Origin of the sequence: Fluviicola sp., assembly GCF_029266855.1 — a bacterium.
Taxonomy (GTDB): Bacteria; Bacteroidota; Bacteroidia; order Flavobacteriales_D; family Crocinitomicaceae; genus Fluviicola.
Genome location: NZ_JAQSWB010000007.1, coordinates 66,061 through 81,625, shown reverse-complemented (window position 1 = coordinate 81,625; position 15,565 = coordinate 66,061). Strand labels below are relative to the sequence as shown.

General features: G+C 40.8%; 13 protein-coding genes. 5 read left to right on the top strand and 8 right to left on the bottom strand.

From position 1 onward, the window contains the following. Positions 1-16: 16 nt before the first annotated feature. Positions 17-340 carry a 2Fe-2S iron-sulfur cluster-binding protein gene (locus K0S23_RS14100; RefSeq protein ID WP_300358613.1) on the bottom strand — a complete coding sequence of 108 codons (324 nt, stop codon included), beginning with the start codon at positions 338-340 and terminating at the stop codon, positions 17-19. Between the two features lie 81 nt (positions 341-421). On the opposite strand from K0S23_RS14100, the gene K0S23_RS14095 reads away from it, so the two are divergent. Together K0S23_RS14095 and K0S23_RS14090 are read left to right on the top strand one after the other, a co-directional pair. Then, complete coding sequence (locus K0S23_RS14095; protein WP_300358611.1) at positions 422-1,861, top strand: hypothetical protein; 1,440 nt, start codon at positions 422-424, stop codon at positions 1,859-1,861. A gap of 212 nt (positions 1,862-2,073) precedes the next feature. Further along, positions 2,074-3,468, top strand: a complete 1,395-nt coding sequence (locus K0S23_RS14090; protein WP_300358608.1) for a hypothetical protein — start codon at positions 2,074-2,076, stop codon at positions 3,466-3,468. 72 nt (positions 3,469-3,540) lie between these two features. On the opposite strand, the gene groL is transcribed toward K0S23_RS14090, so the two are convergent. The 7 genes from groL to miaB form a co-directional block, all read right to left on the bottom strand. Continuing rightward, complete coding sequence (groL, locus tag K0S23_RS14085) at positions 3,541-5,172, bottom strand: chaperonin GroEL (protein ID WP_300358605.1); 1,632 nt, start codon at positions 5,170-5,172, stop codon at positions 3,541-3,543. Between the two features lie 45 nt (positions 5,173-5,217). Then, positions 5,218-5,496: a co-chaperone GroES gene (locus tag K0S23_RS14080; protein WP_300358603.1), complete on the bottom strand. Its 279-nt coding sequence runs from the start codon at positions 5,494-5,496 to the stop codon at positions 5,218-5,220. 160 nt (positions 5,497-5,656) lie between these two features. Next, positions 5,657-5,962, bottom strand: coding sequence for a preprotein translocase subunit SecG (gene secG / locus K0S23_RS14075; protein ID WP_300358600.1), 306 nt, complete (start codon positions 5,960-5,962; stop codon positions 5,657-5,659). A 1-nt stretch (position 5,963) separates the two neighbouring features. Next, entirely contained in the window at positions 5,964-7,088 is a 1,125-nt protein-coding gene (locus tag K0S23_RS14070; protein WP_300358597.1) for a hypothetical protein, read from the bottom strand. Continuing rightward, a complete protein-coding gene (gene lptE, locus K0S23_RS14065) occupies positions 7,088-7,600 on the bottom strand; it encodes an LPS assembly lipoprotein LptE (RefSeq protein ID WP_300358595.1) in 513 nt (170 codons plus the stop codon). Before lptE ends, K0S23_RS14070 begins: the two co-directional genes overlap by 1 nt. Beyond that, a complete protein-coding gene (locus K0S23_RS14060; RefSeq protein ID WP_300358592.1) occupies positions 7,597-8,850 on the bottom strand; it encodes a sigma-54 dependent transcriptional regulator in 1,254 nt (417 codons plus the stop codon). The genes lptE and K0S23_RS14060 overlap by 4 nt, the downstream gene beginning before the upstream one ends. 10 nt (positions 8,851-8,860) lie before the next feature. Continuing rightward, positions 8,861-10,300, bottom strand: coding sequence for a tRNA (N6-isopentenyl adenosine(37)-C2)-methylthiotransferase MiaB (gene miaB / locus K0S23_RS14055; protein WP_300358589.1), 1,440 nt, complete (start codon positions 10,298-10,300; stop codon positions 8,861-8,863). Between the two features lie 236 nt (positions 10,301-10,536). On the opposite strand from miaB, the gene topA reads away from it, so the two are divergent. From topA to K0S23_RS14040, 3 genes are all read left to right on the top strand, one after another. Next, a complete protein-coding gene (gene topA / locus K0S23_RS14050) occupies positions 10,537-12,918 on the top strand; it encodes a type I DNA topoisomerase (RefSeq protein ID WP_300358587.1) in 2,382 nt (793 codons plus the stop codon). Positions 12,919-13,200: 282 nt separating this feature from the next. After that, on the top strand, positions 13,201-14,358 hold the full coding sequence (locus tag K0S23_RS14045) for a formimidoylglutamase (protein WP_300358585.1): 1,158 nt from the start codon (positions 13,201-13,203) through the stop codon (positions 14,356-14,358). Between the two features lie 187 nt (positions 14,359-14,545). After that, positions 14,546-15,517 carry a type IX secretion system membrane protein PorP/SprF gene (locus K0S23_RS14040; RefSeq protein WP_300358584.1) on the top strand — a complete coding sequence of 324 codons (972 nt, stop codon included), beginning with the start codon at positions 14,546-14,548 and terminating at the stop codon, positions 15,515-15,517. The last annotated feature ends 48 nt before the right edge of the window (positions 15,518-15,565 follow it).

Genomic DNA, 15,565 nt, shown 5'->3' with positions numbered 1-15,565 from the left:
TACTAACAAGAAGGAATTATTCCGCTTCCGGTGCCAGGCGCAAAACAATCCCGTCGATCTCCTCCGAAATAGGAATTTGACATCCTAAACGACTGTTCGGCTTCACATAGAAAGCCTGATCGAGCATGTCGAGTTCTGCATCGCTTTGTTCATCCAAAGGAGTATCAGATTCCAGGTAACACTGACAGGTAGCACACATAGCCATTCCGCCACATTCTCCCTTTACAGGAAGCTCGTAAGCCTTACACAATTCCATGATATTCATGTTCATGTCTGTAGGAGCAGTTAATTCATGTGCCAACCCTTCTCTATCAATAATCGTTACTGTAATATCAGCCATTGGGATTTTTTTTGCAAAGGTACTAACTATTCCAAGTGATGCTCCCGAAAACACTATATTTGATTAAATAAAATCCTTTGCATGCGCCTGCTGATATCACTTGTTTTCATTCATTTATCCGCTGTATTTCTGGCACAAACCAACAATTGGGTCGAAAATTCAGCGTATTTCGAAGACAAAAATCCTTATGGGATCGGAGCTTACATTTTTGAAGACGGATCCTTCCAGTTAACAGAAGGGAATTACCGCTTTAAATTTGATCAGCAGGGAATAATGAATCGCGAACTGGTCCAGGAGATCGTGGAAGAAGAAGTTCCTGAGAATCAAAAATCGAGTGGGTGTACTGCTTACGATATGAAAAACAACATTCGTTATACACTTGCTGATAACATCATTCACATCGAATATTTATTTTCCGGAAAGAAGAATGAATACAAAGCAATTCCGCTGGAGAAACAGGAGCATGTAGTAAAAAGTGTTTGGGACCAATATTCGAATAATTCCAACCATGTGGATGCCGGGATCATTACTTCCATAGAAGGCAAGATCATTCTCTATCAGACCTACTATGCTATTTCAGCAAATACGCACCCGGATTTGTTCAAACCAAAAGGAATCAATACCTACCTGCGCTTAAGTATCCTGGATCTCAAAGATTATAGTCTTTCGTATGAATACCTTCTCCTCGATGTGTTTAATTCAGCTTTCGGAAAGAAAAAAGAGGTACTGGATTTGTTTGATTTCAAATGTATTGGAATGAATGCAAACCGGGAATTACTTTTTAGTGTCAGTAAAACTTCTTTTAAGGACAGGGATTCGCCTCCGTTTACATTGAGTGATTATAAGGGTGTGGATTATTGTAAGTCCGGAATAGACGTCTGGTCTGTGAACTTGGCTGATTTTTCTCAAAAGAAGGTCTATTCTACGGTAATCGAATCAACGCCTAAAGCTTCTTCGGTGAGTTTAAGTTTTGAAAATAACGGTTGGCTCCTAACCTGGACGGAACCAAGAGAAGATTACTTCACTCTTCATGCCCGTTGTTTCAAACTGGATGCAGATTATGATATCGAAGAAACAGTAGTGCATTTCCCGTCAAAGGAACTGAAATTAACAAAATCACAAACACCGAATATTCGCAATTACAAAGGAATGAACGGAGAAGAACTGTTTTGCCTGTCGCTTCCGAATTACCCGTCCATTTTTATCATGGATAAGCATTCAAACCTGCTTGTCAGGGATAACAGTGTTCTGAAATGGGATTTGAATAAGGATTACATACTCTCGGGCTCGGAAATGATCTGCTTACCCTGTCTGAAAGAGCTTCCGGCACAGGTAAACGCCTCATTGTCCGGTTTGCCCGAATCAATTATGCAAAGTGCTCCGCATACCCGGATCCTGAAATTCAGGAAAGTGGGAAATTCTATTTTCTATCTGCACATGGAAAGTTTGAACAAAGGAACAGAAACCGGGTATTTGAAGATCCGGCAATTATTTCTGAAAACGGGAAACTTCCAGTTATAAGTAGAGTGTAGTAATCCTAAGATGTACTACACTCCTATATATTGTCGTTCCTGTCTATCCCCGACAGTATCGTCGGGGGAAGGAGGATCGGAAAGCTCCCGTATTTCAGGAAGCTATAATTGACTCAAATTTACGAACTTTTGAAAGGTGAGACGACAATAGTTGTTTATTTGGTTCTATTTTATCGCTAGATTTACAAAAAAATAATCAACATGAAAATAATTTTAACCGGCACCTTTATTGCATTATTTGGTGCTTTATTTGCCCAAAATTCCGTAATCGATCTATCGGATATCCTTCTGGAAAGACGTGATAAGATTGATAACAATCGAATTTACATCCAGGAAGACGGTTCCTTTCAATTAATTACCCCTGAACATTTTTACAAATTTGATTCAAATGGAAAGCCCTTAGGTTCGCCCGAAGAGAATAAAACACCTGAAGCATCTTACAAAAATGGATTATACGATCCTGTTTCAGGGTATAATAGGAAGGGTGATATCTTATACGATTATGACGGGAACGGGCATTTGACTTTTTACAAGTTGAATAGCAGCAGTCCTAACGAATTTACAAGCATTTCTTTTCCTGCTTTGGAATCTGTTAATAGCGTATCGGGTAAAGGTTCCGGATCACTTTATTTTTTAGATGATGAAAATGTGATGATGGTTCATGGATTTGTTGCCCGTTCACAAAACTCACACAAAGAATTAAAAACTCCAAAGGGGACTTACAGTTCTTTTATCCGGGTGGTTAAGGCAAACCTAAAGACAAAGAAGGCAGAAGAATCTTATCACTTTATTGACAAGATATCTTCCGGGAAATTCAATGATATCAAGATTGAAATAAACGCTGCTGAAAAAAATAAGGTCAGTTTCGGTGTTTTTATTGGAAATTCCATAGGAGGTGAGTATGAACCACAAAACAAAGTAAATGGTACCTATCAATTATGGGAACTTGACCTTGATTCAAATGAGGAGACGATGATTACGGAGCTTCCGGTTAAAACAACTGAGAAGACGAGATATTGTTATTTATTCTTTGGAAATAATATGGTTTCAACTTTTTGGACGGAAGAAATTCCCAAAGCAAACAGTTTCGCCCTTTTTGCATCTGCGATGAGTTATAAAAACGGAGAATGGGTTGAAGAGAAAATCAATTTCCCTGAAGCGATCTCAATCAAGTTCCCGGGGGTGCCACTTTTTGTTTCGGATTATACTATGAAAGATGGAAAGAAAGTTCATTACGTTCAAGGGGATTTTGCAAAAACAAAGCAGGATAAAACAATCCGAAATCGCATGGTGATTTTGAATGACGCAGGAGAGTTGTTATTCAAAGATATGCATACCAATGTGGAGGCTTGGGTATTTGATTATTTTGAAGGAGACAAGCATGTTAACTACGCTTTAGAATACGAATTGACAAAAGAAGAGTTGGATAAATTGGGAGAACCACTTTTGAAAAAATCGGCAATGAATTATCTGTACTCCGACTCAGGAGTGATGTCACGCAAAGTAGGAAATGAGTTGATGCTTGTGCATTATGATTGGAGAGCAACAAACGGAAAACCGGATTATATGCTAGAGGTTGTTAAATTGCCCTTGTAACTCAAATAAATTTCATAAAATAATTAGGGGCGCGATTAATCGCGCCCCTAATTGTTTGTTTTTGTTTTCGAATTACATCATCCCTGGCATTCCACCTGGCATTCCATGTGAGTGCGGACCTTCAACTTCCGGCTCATCAGCGATCACACATTCTGTCGTCAATAACATTGCTGCGATTGATGCTGCGTTTTCGATTGCAATACGCGTAACTTTTGTCGGATCAATTACACCTGCTTCGTACAGGTTTTGATATTGCTCCGTACGGGCATTGTATCCGAAATCGCCTTTTCCTTCACGTACTTTCTGAACAACTACTGCACCTTCACCACCTGCATTCGCGATGATCTGACGCAATGGCTCTTCAATAGCACGTTTCACGATTGCGATACCTGTAGTTTCATCGTCGTTGATTCCTGTTAATGCTTCCAATGCATCCATTGCACGGATCAATGCAACACCTCCACCTGGAACGATTCCTTCTTCTACAGCAGCTCTGGTTGCAGCTAAAGCATCATCAACACGGTCTTTCTTTTCTTTCATTTCAACTTCCGTAGGAGCTCCAATGTAAAGAACAGCAACACCACCTGCCAATTTAGCTAAACGTTCCTGTAATTTCTCGCGATCATAGTCTGAAGTCGTTGACTCCATTTGTGCTTTGATCTGACCGATTCGGGTTTGGATATCTTCTTTTTGACCTGCACCGTTGATAATGGTTGTATTGTCTTTGTCGATCTCTACTTTTTCAGCAGTTCCCAACATATCCATGGTTGCATTTTCCAATGTTAAACCACGCTCTTCCGTGATTACTTGTCCGCCTGTCAAAATTGCGATGTCTTCCAACATAGCTTTTCTGCGATCACCGAATCCCGGAGCTTTAACAGCTGCAATTTTCAATGATCCGCGTAAACGGTTTACTACCAAAGTTGTCAGTGCTTCTCCGTCTACATCTTCAGCGATAATGATCAATGATTTAGCGTTTTGAACAACCGGTTCCAAAATAGGAAGCAATTCTTTCATGTTACTGATCTTCTTGTCGTAGATCAGAATCAGAGGATGCTCCATTTCAGCAATCATCTTATCTGTGTTCGTCACAAAATAAGGAGATAAATAACCACGGTCAAATTGCATTCCTTCCACTGTTTTTACGTCAGTTTCAGTTCCTTTTGCTTCTTCAACAGTAATTACACCGTCATTGCCTACCACTTTCATCGCTTCAGCGATCAATGAACCGATTGTTTCATCGTTGTTGGCAGAGATCGTTGCGATCTGCTTGATCTTGTCATTGTCAGAACCAACTTCTTTAGACATCTTTTTCAAATCTGCAACCACGGAAAGAACTGCTTTATCGATCCCGCGTTTCAAATCCATTGGGTTTGCACCTGCGGCTACGTTTTTAAGGCCCGCAGTGATAATCGCCTGAGCCAATACTGTTGCAGTTGTAGTTCCGTCTCCTGCAATATCTGCTGTTTTTGAAGCTACTTCTTTTACCATCTGAGCACCCATGTTTTCGATCGGGTCAGCCAGTTCAATTTCTTTAGCTACAGAAACACCATCTTTAGTTACCTGCGGAGCACCGAATTTCTTTCCGATTACAACGTTTCTTCCTTTTGGTCCGAGTGTTACCTTTACTGCATTTGCTAATGCATCAACTCCTTTTTTAAGCTTCTCACGAGCTTCAACATCAAAATAGATTTGCTTTGCCATTTTACTTTTTGCTTAATGTTTGTTTGTATCTAAATCAGTGTTTTCTTAACCGATAATTCCGTAAATGTCACCTTCTTTCATAATCAGGTAGTCCTTACCGTCAATTTTGATTTCAGTACCTGAATATTGACCATAAATAACAGTGTCATTTACTTTTACTTGCATTGGTTCGTCTTTTTTACCAACCCCAACAGCGACAACTGTCCCTTTTAATGGTTTTTCTTTCGCTGTATCAGGAATGATAATACCACTTGCTGTTACTTGCTCTGCGGCTGCAGGCTCAATTAGCACTCTATCCGCTAAAGGTTTAAATGTTGTTGACATATAGTTATTCTATTTAGATAAAATTTGACGTTTCGAATCGGCTAAGATTGTGCCAATGTAGTGATTGTGTCAATTTTTCATTTTTTCACAGGATATAAAACAAAAAAAATGTCAGTATGCTGACATACTGACATTTCAAAATACTTTTATAATCGACCGATTATTGCGGTTGTGCACCACCTTGCTGTCCACCCGGACCTTTTTGTCCCGGTTGCTCTTTTTTCGGTTGTTCTTTCACTTTCGCCGGTTTCATTATCGTTGTCAATCCGATACTTGCAACTAAGATTACTGCTGCAAGAGTCCATGTTGCTTTTTCGATGAAATCATTTGTGCGTTGTACACCACCAAGTTGTTGTGCAGCACCAAAATCAGAAGACAAACCTCCTCCTTTTGGGTTCTGAACAAATACAACCACGATTAATAGAACGCTTGCTAATACTAGTAAAATTGAAATTAATGCTATCATTTTATGAGGTAATTTTTTTCTTTAATTCTTCAATTTGGAGTGCAAATAAACTCTTTTTTTCTGGAAATGCCAAACTTAATTGATGATAAACATGAATTGCTTTTGGAAAATTTCCCTGTGCGGCATATATTTTAGCCAAAGTTTCCGAAACCGGGATCCGCTCATCATCCAAACTTTCTTTTGCTTTTTTGGAAGGAGAATAGAATTCTGTCTTCGGTTTGGGCATGCTTGGACTCTTTTCGATAAACTTGTCTATGATCTCCTGCTGTATGTTTTTTGTTTCGGATCTTGTTTCTGCTTTTACCTGAATTCCTTCCTGCTTACCGGCTTTCAGCCAGCTTGTAAAAGAGCGTTTCGAATCGGGCTGAGCTGGAGCAGGTTCTTTATCTTCAATCTGCAGGTTGTCAGCTTGTGGATTCTCCTGGTGTTGTTCGTGAGGTTCGATGTATGGTTCTTCTGCTTCCTCTCCCGATAGCCGCAGGGACTCATCCTTTTCATCAGCGTGAGTTTGAGTGTCAAGCGTCTCATTCTGATTCTGTTTCTCATTCTGACCCAAGTAATCCTGGGCAAGAGTAGCTGCAACTGTTTCAAAATCGAAAATGTCTTTTTCCTCCGGAAGGTTTGCCGCTTCTGTAATAACTTCTTCGGCCTTCGGCCCGTCAGCTGACGGATTCTCTTCTTCCGTTTCGGGAACAGTTACTTCCGATTCCTGAACACGGGGCTCAACTGTTTCGATAACAGGTTCTTCTTCCTCCTGAACGATTTCTAACACTGGAACGATTTGATCCTCAACCGGCTTTTCTTCCTTCTGTTCAGCTTGAGTGTGCAGAGAAACTGTTTCCTCTTCATTCTCGCTCTCATTCCTGTTTTCAATGATGGCTTCCCCTTCAAACGCTGAGTGCAATAAATGAAACAAGCGCGCACGGTCTGATAACTTATAAGCCTGTTTTGGAAGGATCTCGTCCAGATGAACGGATTGAAAGCGGGAAACTCCCTGCAAGTACAAGAGGGAATAAACCGAAGAATATGGATGTTTTTCAGACAATTCACGCAATACATCCACATCTTCGGAACGCATGAGTTCCGGGTGCAGAATGAATTCAGCTATTTGTTCAGTATTCAGCATTACCAATTAGATAATAATTTATTTACTACATCTTGGACAACTTGCTGGTTAATGGATTCCAACAGGCGGGTTTCGACATCAACTAATTGCTCACTTGATTCGTAATCTGCAAACCGGGAACTTGTAAACTCCATTTTTTCCAAACCTTTGTTAGGTGTAATAATAGTGAAATTAACTGAAACAGTTAAACGGTTCTTCGCAGCAAGATCTCCCTGTTGGATTGCAATAGGAGAGGTGTTATAGCCGGAAATAATCCCGCTGATCTTCACTTCCGCATCGTCTAATGTAGAGGCTAACTTCAAGCGTGTATTGTTCTGGATCCCGCTGCGCATGGCTTCTGACAGGTTTGCAGGATAATTGGACGGGGCAGTTGCCGCACTCAATTCCAGGGGAGTAATATAGAATTTTCTCCAGTTTTCCGGCATGGAATTATCAATGGGACTCATGAAAGCTTTCGGCCAGCAGCTGCTTAAACCAGCCAGTAAAATGAGTATGAGAGTTAGTTGCTTCATCCTTGAATATCGTATTCTTTGATCTTGCGATACAAAGTTCGTTCCGAAATTCCCAATTCTTCAGCAGCATACTTTCTTCTTCCGCGATGTTTGTCCAATGCTTTTTGAATCAGTTCCCTTTCCCGGTCTTCTAATGAGAGGGATTCCTGAACTTCTTCGTGGATTTCATAATCTTCCGTATCTGGGTCAGGATCATACACTACCGGTTTTACAGCTTCTGTTTTAATCGGAGCTGAAGGTAAAATGCGTTGCTCTCCCAAGTTAATGTCGTGATATAAACGGTTCACGACAGCTGCCTGATCGTTGGATAAATTAAAATCTCCCTGGTTGTTCAGTAACTCAACAACCAATTTTTTCAATTCATTCAAATCGTTTTTCATGTCGAACAAGAACTTATACATCAATTCCCGTTCGTCGATTTTGGTTTCCTGTGCTCCTACAACTGCAGGAAAAAGTTCTTCTGGCTGTGGCAGATAAGATTGTAAGCGTGGACCGTCAATATCTCGTTCCTGCTCAATAACCGATATTTGCTCTACCAGGTTTTTCAACTGGCGGATATTTCCCGGCCAATGGTAGGCATTCAATAGTTCAACAGCATCTCCGGTTAATTTTACTGCGGGCATGCGGTATTTTTCAGCGAAGTCACTGGCAAACTTTCTGAAAAGCAAATAAATATCTTCCTGTCTTTGGCGTAAAGGAGGCAAGGGAATCGGAACCGTGCTTAACCTATATAAGAGATCTTCACGAAATTTTCCCGATTGGATCGCGCGATGCATATTCTCATTGGTAGCCGCAACCACGCGTACATTTGTTTTGATGACCTTGGAAGAACCCACGCGAATAAACTCGCCGGTTTCCAGTACACGCAACAGGCGAACCTGTGTTTGCATCGGGAGCTCGGCAACTTCATCGAGGAAAATAGTTCCACCGTCGGCTACTTCAAAATAACCCTGCCGGCTTCCGGTTGCTCCTGTAAATGATCCTTTTTCGTGACCGAATAACTCGGAGTCAATCGTTCCTTCCGGAATTGCACCGCAGTTAACGGCAATGTATTCATTGTGCTTGCGGGTGCTTAACTGATGTATGACTTGCGGAATAATTTCTTTACCTGTCCCGCTTTCCCCGGTAACAAGGACCGAAATATCAGTTGGTGCCACTTGCATAGCAACTTCCAAAGCCCGATTCAGCTGAGGAGCATTTCCAATAATCCCAAACCGTTGTTTGATCTGTTGAAGTGACGTATTGCTCATAAGTTTAAATCTAGTTAGCGTGACTTACCAATTCACCCATCAATGTTGCAGAAGTGGAGCCAGTAATTTTAACCAATACGTATTCGCCTTTCTTTGCGTTTCCTTTAGGGAATACAACCATTGAGTTTCTGCCGTCTCTTCCGCAAAAATGTTCTGCAGAACGCTTGGATGGCCCTTCTACCAATACTTTGGCGATCTTACCTATTTGGTTTTTATGAGACGCAGCTGAATTTTCCAGTTGCAAAGCAATAATTTCTTCCAGTCGTTTTCCTTTTACATGCTCCGGAACATCGTCTTCAAATTTCCGTTCAGCCAATGTTTTCGGTCTTTCGGAATACTTGAACATGTATGCAAAGTCGTAAGCAACTTCCTTCATCAATGAAACAGTTTCCTGGTGCTCTTCTTCTGTTTCGCCGCAAAAACCGGTAATGATATCTGTTGAAATAGCACAATCAGGAATAATGCGTTTAATGGCTGCGATGCGATCCAGGTACCACTCACGTGAATAACCACGGTTCATACGTTCCAGTACATTTGAATTTCCGGATTGGACCGGTAAATGGATGTAAGGACAAATATTTTCGTATTTCGCCATTGTTTCCAATACATCGTCCGTCATGTCTTTCGGATGAGAAGTTGAAAAACGAATTCGCAGATCAGGATGGATCTCGGCAACCAAAGCCATCAATTGAGCAAAGTTCGTAGTCGGAATAGTTTCGTCCTTAATAACTCCTTTGCTGCTCATATTCCAACGGTAACTATCCACGTTTTGTCCCAATAAAGTGACCTCACGGTACCCATTATCAAACAAATCTTTACATTCCTGGACAATTGTAAGTGGATCTCTGGAGCGTTCCCGTCCTCTTGTAAAGGGAACAACACAGAAAGAACACATATTATCACAGCCGCGTGTAATTGTAACGAAGGCACTTACTCCGCCCTGGTCCATTCTAACGGGAGAAATATCTGCATATGTTTCTTCACGGGAAAGCAAAACATTCACAGCGCGCTGACCCGTTCCAACTTCATCAATTAAATTAGGCAGATCGCGGTATGCATCCGGACCGGCCACCAAATCAACCAGCTGCTCTTCTTCCAGCAGGGCTTGTTTTAAGCGTTCGGCCATACAGCCCAGGATTCCAACCACTAAATTCGGTTGGTCGGCTTTGCGTTTTTTGAATTCTGTCAAGCGGTTGCGAACACGTGTTTCAGCATTTTCTCTAATGGAACAGGTATTGATCAGTACAACATCCGCTTCATCGATGTTTCGAGTGGTGGTATAACCTTCTTTCGTCATGATGGAAGCAACAACTTCACTATCACTGAAATTCATCTGACAACCATAACTTTCTACATAAAGTTTTTTGGAACCGTTTCCTCCTTCCAAAATGATTGCTTCTCCTTGTCTGCTTTCGTCAATAACTTTATTTAAACCGTGATTCTCTAACATGCTTGAATTTTAAGTGTGCAAAAATAGTTTTTCTGCTAGACATGTCAAAATGTCAGGATGCTATCCTTGTTAATTTTTTCGAAAAGGAAGGTCTTTTTTTTTGGATTTCGAAAAATATAAACTATAGTTTAATAAGAGCTTCCAATTTTTTCAAACAGGATTATCTTGTTTTTTGTTTTTAAAACCGTTTATATTTGCACCGATTCGAATCGTTTCGAGCCGCAAAATTAGTTAGCATGAGTAAAAATTTAGTAATAGTTGAGTCACCTGCAAAGGCAAAAACCATTGAAGGATACCTGGGAAAAGACTTTACTGTAAAATCAAGTTTTGGACACGTGCGCGATTTGGCTTCGAAAGGATTGGCAATTGATGTAGAGAACAACTTCGCTCCGGAGTATGAAGTCAGTTCGGATAAAAAAGCATTGGTTGCAGAATTGAAGAAGTTAGCGAAAGAATCAGATGTGGTTTGGCTCGCTACCGATGAGGACCGCGAGGGAGAAGCTATTTCATGGCATTTATACGAGACTTTAGGATTAGCTAAAAAGGATACGAAGCGAATCACATTCAATGAAATTACAAAAGGTGCGATTTTAAAAGCAATTGAAAATCCACGTCAAATCAATAAACCATTAGTAGATGCACAGCAGGCAAGACGTGTTTTGGATCGTTTGGTAGGGTTCGAACTTTCTCCTGTTTTATGGAAGAAGGTGAGACCAAGCCTTTCAGCCGGCCGGGTGCAATCCGTTGCAGTTCGCCTAATCGTTGAAAGAGAAAAGGAAATTCAGCAATTCAACGCGGAAAGCTATTTTCGTGTTACGGGAGAGTTTTTAAAAGGAAAAGAGCGAATTAAAGCAGAGGTTTCCAAACATTTTGGTACAGATACGGAAGTAAATTCCTTTTTGGAAAACTGTGCTAATGTTGATTTTAAAGTGCTGGATGTTCAGCAGAAGCCGGCTAAAAAAACTCCGGCATCTCCATTTACAACTTCAACCTTACAGCAGGAGGCTTCTCTGAAATTGGGATTCTCGGTTTCAAGAACAATGCAGGTTGCACAGAAACTGTACGAAGCAGGACACATTACTTATATGCGTACTGATTCTGTCAATTTATCAGAAACAGCAATGGAAGGAGCGAAAAATGAAATCTTTTCAGCTTATGGAAAAGAATATTCGCATCCGTCGAAATACACCAATAAAAGTTCAAATGCTCAGGAGGCTCACGAAGCCATCCGTCCGACCAACTTTGCAATGCACTCTTTGAACAGCAGCGAAAGGGATGAGGTAAGATTATACGACCTGATCTGGAAGCGTTCGATCGCTTCCCAAATGAGTCATGCGGAATTGGAAAGAACTACCATTTCGATTGGTAACCCAAAACTTCCTGAGATTTTCCAGGCAAAAGGAGAAGTTATCAAGTTTGATGGTTTCTTGAAAGTTTATTTGGAAACCAATTTAGACGAAGAAGAAAATGAGAATGAAACCGAAGGACTCCTTCCTGCTGTTGAGGTAGGTGAGGCATTAGATCGCGATTTTATTCGTGCTACCCAGCGATTTACAAGACCTTCAGCCCGTTACGTGGAAGCTTCCTTGGTGAAGAAATTGGAAGAACTGGGAATTGGTCGTCCTTCAACTTATGCTCCAACCATTTCTACGATCCAGAAACGCGGATATGTAGAAAAACAGGAAAGAGAAGGGGAAGAGCGTGCTTACCAGGTCTTGGAACTGAAAGGTTCTGCTATCGATAGACAAACAAAAAAGGAAGTAACAGGAAAGGAAAAGAATAAACTATTCCCTACAGATATCGGAATGGTTGTAACTGATTTCCTGGTAGACCATTTCGGAGGAATCATGGATTATCACTTCACAGCTGAAGTGGAAGAACAATTCGATGAGATCGCCCGCGGAAAAATGGAATGGACAGATATGTTAAGTTCGTTCTACAAACCTTTCCACGATAATGTTGAGAATACACTGGAACATTCAGATCGTGCTACCGGTGAGCGCGAATTGGGAATAGACCCGGTTTCAAATAAAAAAGTAATTGCAAGAATTGGTCGTTTCGGACCAATGATCCAAATCGGAGATGAAAAGGAAGATGGTGATAAACCGCGTTTTGCATCACTTCTTGGAAATCAGTCGATACATACCATTACCCTGGAAGAAGCACTTGAATTGTTCAAGTTGCCAAGATTGGTCGGTGAGTTTGAAGGTCAGGAGGTTAAGGCGAATTCAGGTCGTTTCGGACCGTATGTTCAAATAGGAAAGTTATTTGTTTCCCTGAAGAAAGAAGACGATCCGATGACCGTAACTTTGGAACGCGCAATCGAATTGATCCAGGAAAAACGCGAAGTTGAAGCAAACCGGCTGATCAAGGATTTCCCCGGAAGAGAAGATGTTCAATTGCTGAACGGCCGATACGGGGCATACCTGAAAATCGGAAAAGACAATTTCAAGCTTCCGAAGGGAACAGACGCAGCAACTTTGACCCTGGAGGAATGTCTGGCAATTGCAAATGATCCTGCGAATGCACCCAAGAAGAAACCGGGTGGGAGAGCTGCAGCTAAAAAAGCTCCTGCAAAAAAAGCAGCACCAAAAAAAGCAGTTGCGAAGAAGAAGTAGCGAAGCTACTGAAGACTGAGTGCAGCTTTCACAAAAAGCTACTGAAGACTGAGTGCAGCTTTCACAAAAAGCTAAGCACGAGGGAACGCGAAGCTACTGAAGACTGAGTGCAGCTTTCACAAAAAGCTAAGCACGAGGGGCAGCGAAGCCCGAACTTTTTGAATTCTGACTTTTGAATTTTGAATTAATCTGAGTTATTAACTTTTCACTCTTTATTCTTAATTGAAAACAAGGTCGTAGCGATATTCCATTCGGTTATTTTTGTCGAAAGACATTTTTAGAATGAAGGATATATCTATTTATTTCAGTCCGCTTAACACAATTGAAAATCCTGTTCAGGAATCTTTGGGCGAGTTTATTGTCCGAAATGATGAGTCGGGTTTCCCTGAAATAGATAAGGCCGGCCTTGCCTTAATATATGTCCCTGAATTCAGAAATGGCGAAGCATCTTTGCATGGACAAACAGATGACCGTTTCAGAGATCAGCTCAACAGTTACTTTCCCGCAAGCAATTGGAACTTTAAAATCTATGATTTAGGAAACCTGATGCCCGGGGAAAGGGTGGAGGATACCTATTTCGCATTGAGACAGGTTATTGCCGAACTGGTAAAAAAATCAGTTGTTCCGGTTGTAATCGGTGGTTCCCAGGATTTGACATATGCAATGTACCAGGGATACGAAGAACTCGAACAGCTCATTAATGTATTAAATATTGATTCCAAGCTTGATCTCGGTGATCCGGAGCTTCCCATTGGCAAAGATGCGTATGTAAGCAAATTACTGATGCACAGACCATGTTATCTCTTTAATCTGTCAGTAATAGGATATCAGACTCCTCTGGTAAAAGCTTCGGAAATAGACTTGTTTGAGAAGCTATTCTTTGATGCTGTCCGTTTAGGCGAGTTTAAAGGTGATTTCAGGATCGCAGAACCCCTGCTTCGAAACACTGATCTGCTGAGCATCGATCTGCAAGCGATCAAAGCATCCGATTTCAAAGGAAAGTATTTCTCTCAGCCGAATGGGCTGGATAACCAGGATATTTGTCAAATTGCAAAATATGCAGGCATCTCGGATAAATTAACTTCTGTTGGTTTGTTCAATTTATTACCGGGAGATATTGCTGAAAGTGCCCATGCTGAAATTGCTCAAATTATCTGGTATTTTGTGGATGGTTATTCACAGCGTGTCGGAGACTTCCCAATTGGTTCAAAAAAGGAATATACCAAGTTCACCGTCTTTTTGGATGAAATAAATCACGATATTATTTTTTATCGCAGCAATCGTTCTGAGCGCTGGTGGATGGAGGTTCCTTACCCTCCGAAAGAAGGCGTAAAATATGAAAGACATCACATGGTTCCGTGTGATAAATCCCAGTACAGCAACGCATTGAATGGAGACATACCTAATCTATGGTGGAAAACATATCAGAAACTGGGGTAACCTTTTGGCTGGTCTTTCGTAACAGGAGGTTGTGTTAAATATTTATCTCTTCAACATTTCATTGTGGAAAAGATGAATTGATTCCACTAAAAAATTTTGTTTGTTCTAAAAAATACTTATTTTAGTCGCCAATTGGCTAAAATTTGTTAAAGCCAAGCATGTTAAAACCAAATTAGGACCCTTTAATATGAATAAAACGTTACGTATTTTATCAGCGTTTGTGTTATGTTCTTTCGGAGCTTCTGCTCAGCAAGATATCGCATTAACACATTTTATTTACAATAAATTCGCCATTAACCCGGGCGCAACTGGTATCGAAGAAGGGTTGTGTGGAAATTTGATTTATCGCAATCAGTGGGATAAAGTGAATGGAGCACCGAACTCTGTAGTTTTTAATGCCGAAGCAAACATGGAAAGCTTTGGTAAGTGGACTGGCGGTTTTGGTTTGAACTTCACTCATGATGCGATCGGCTTTAACAGACAAAACAATGTGATGTTGAATTATTCGCATCATATTCAATTGGGTAACGGAAGACTTGGTATCGGATTGGGTGTCGGAATGGTGAATTTTGGAATGAGTCCGACTTGGGTTGGGCCTCAGACACAAATTGACCCGACTTTCCCTGGTGCCAGTTCGGCAATTACCTTTGATCTGAACTTTGGTTTGTATTACCGTGCCCAGAATTGGTATGCCGGTTTGTCGTCAAGCCATTTACAGGCGTCGGCATTAAACCTGACAAGTTCTGTTCCTACTTCAAGTGGTACAGGTACTGTTCCTTATGATTTAGCTCGTCACTACTATGCAATGGGAGGTTATACTTTCAGAGCGTTAGGACCTGGTGATTTGGATATTCAAGGGAACTTGCAGACAGATTTATTGAAGTATTCAGGTAATTTGAATGCACGATATATTTATAGAGGTTTCTTGTATGGCGGTTTAGGCTTTAGAAATAGTGAGTCTGTTTCTGTGTTGTTAGGATGGAGAGCATTTAATATTTCATCACCTAAAAGCAGAATGTTTATGTGGGTAGGTTATTCATATGATATTTCAATTGGAAGAGTGTCAAGCATTTCCAACGGTACACATGAAATTGCGCTTAAGTTTTGTTATATTCCTATTATACCAATTACGAAGGCACATCATCCAAAATGGTTGTAAAATCAAAAAAAAATAAGAATCTTTGTAACCATTTTTTATTCGATTCCG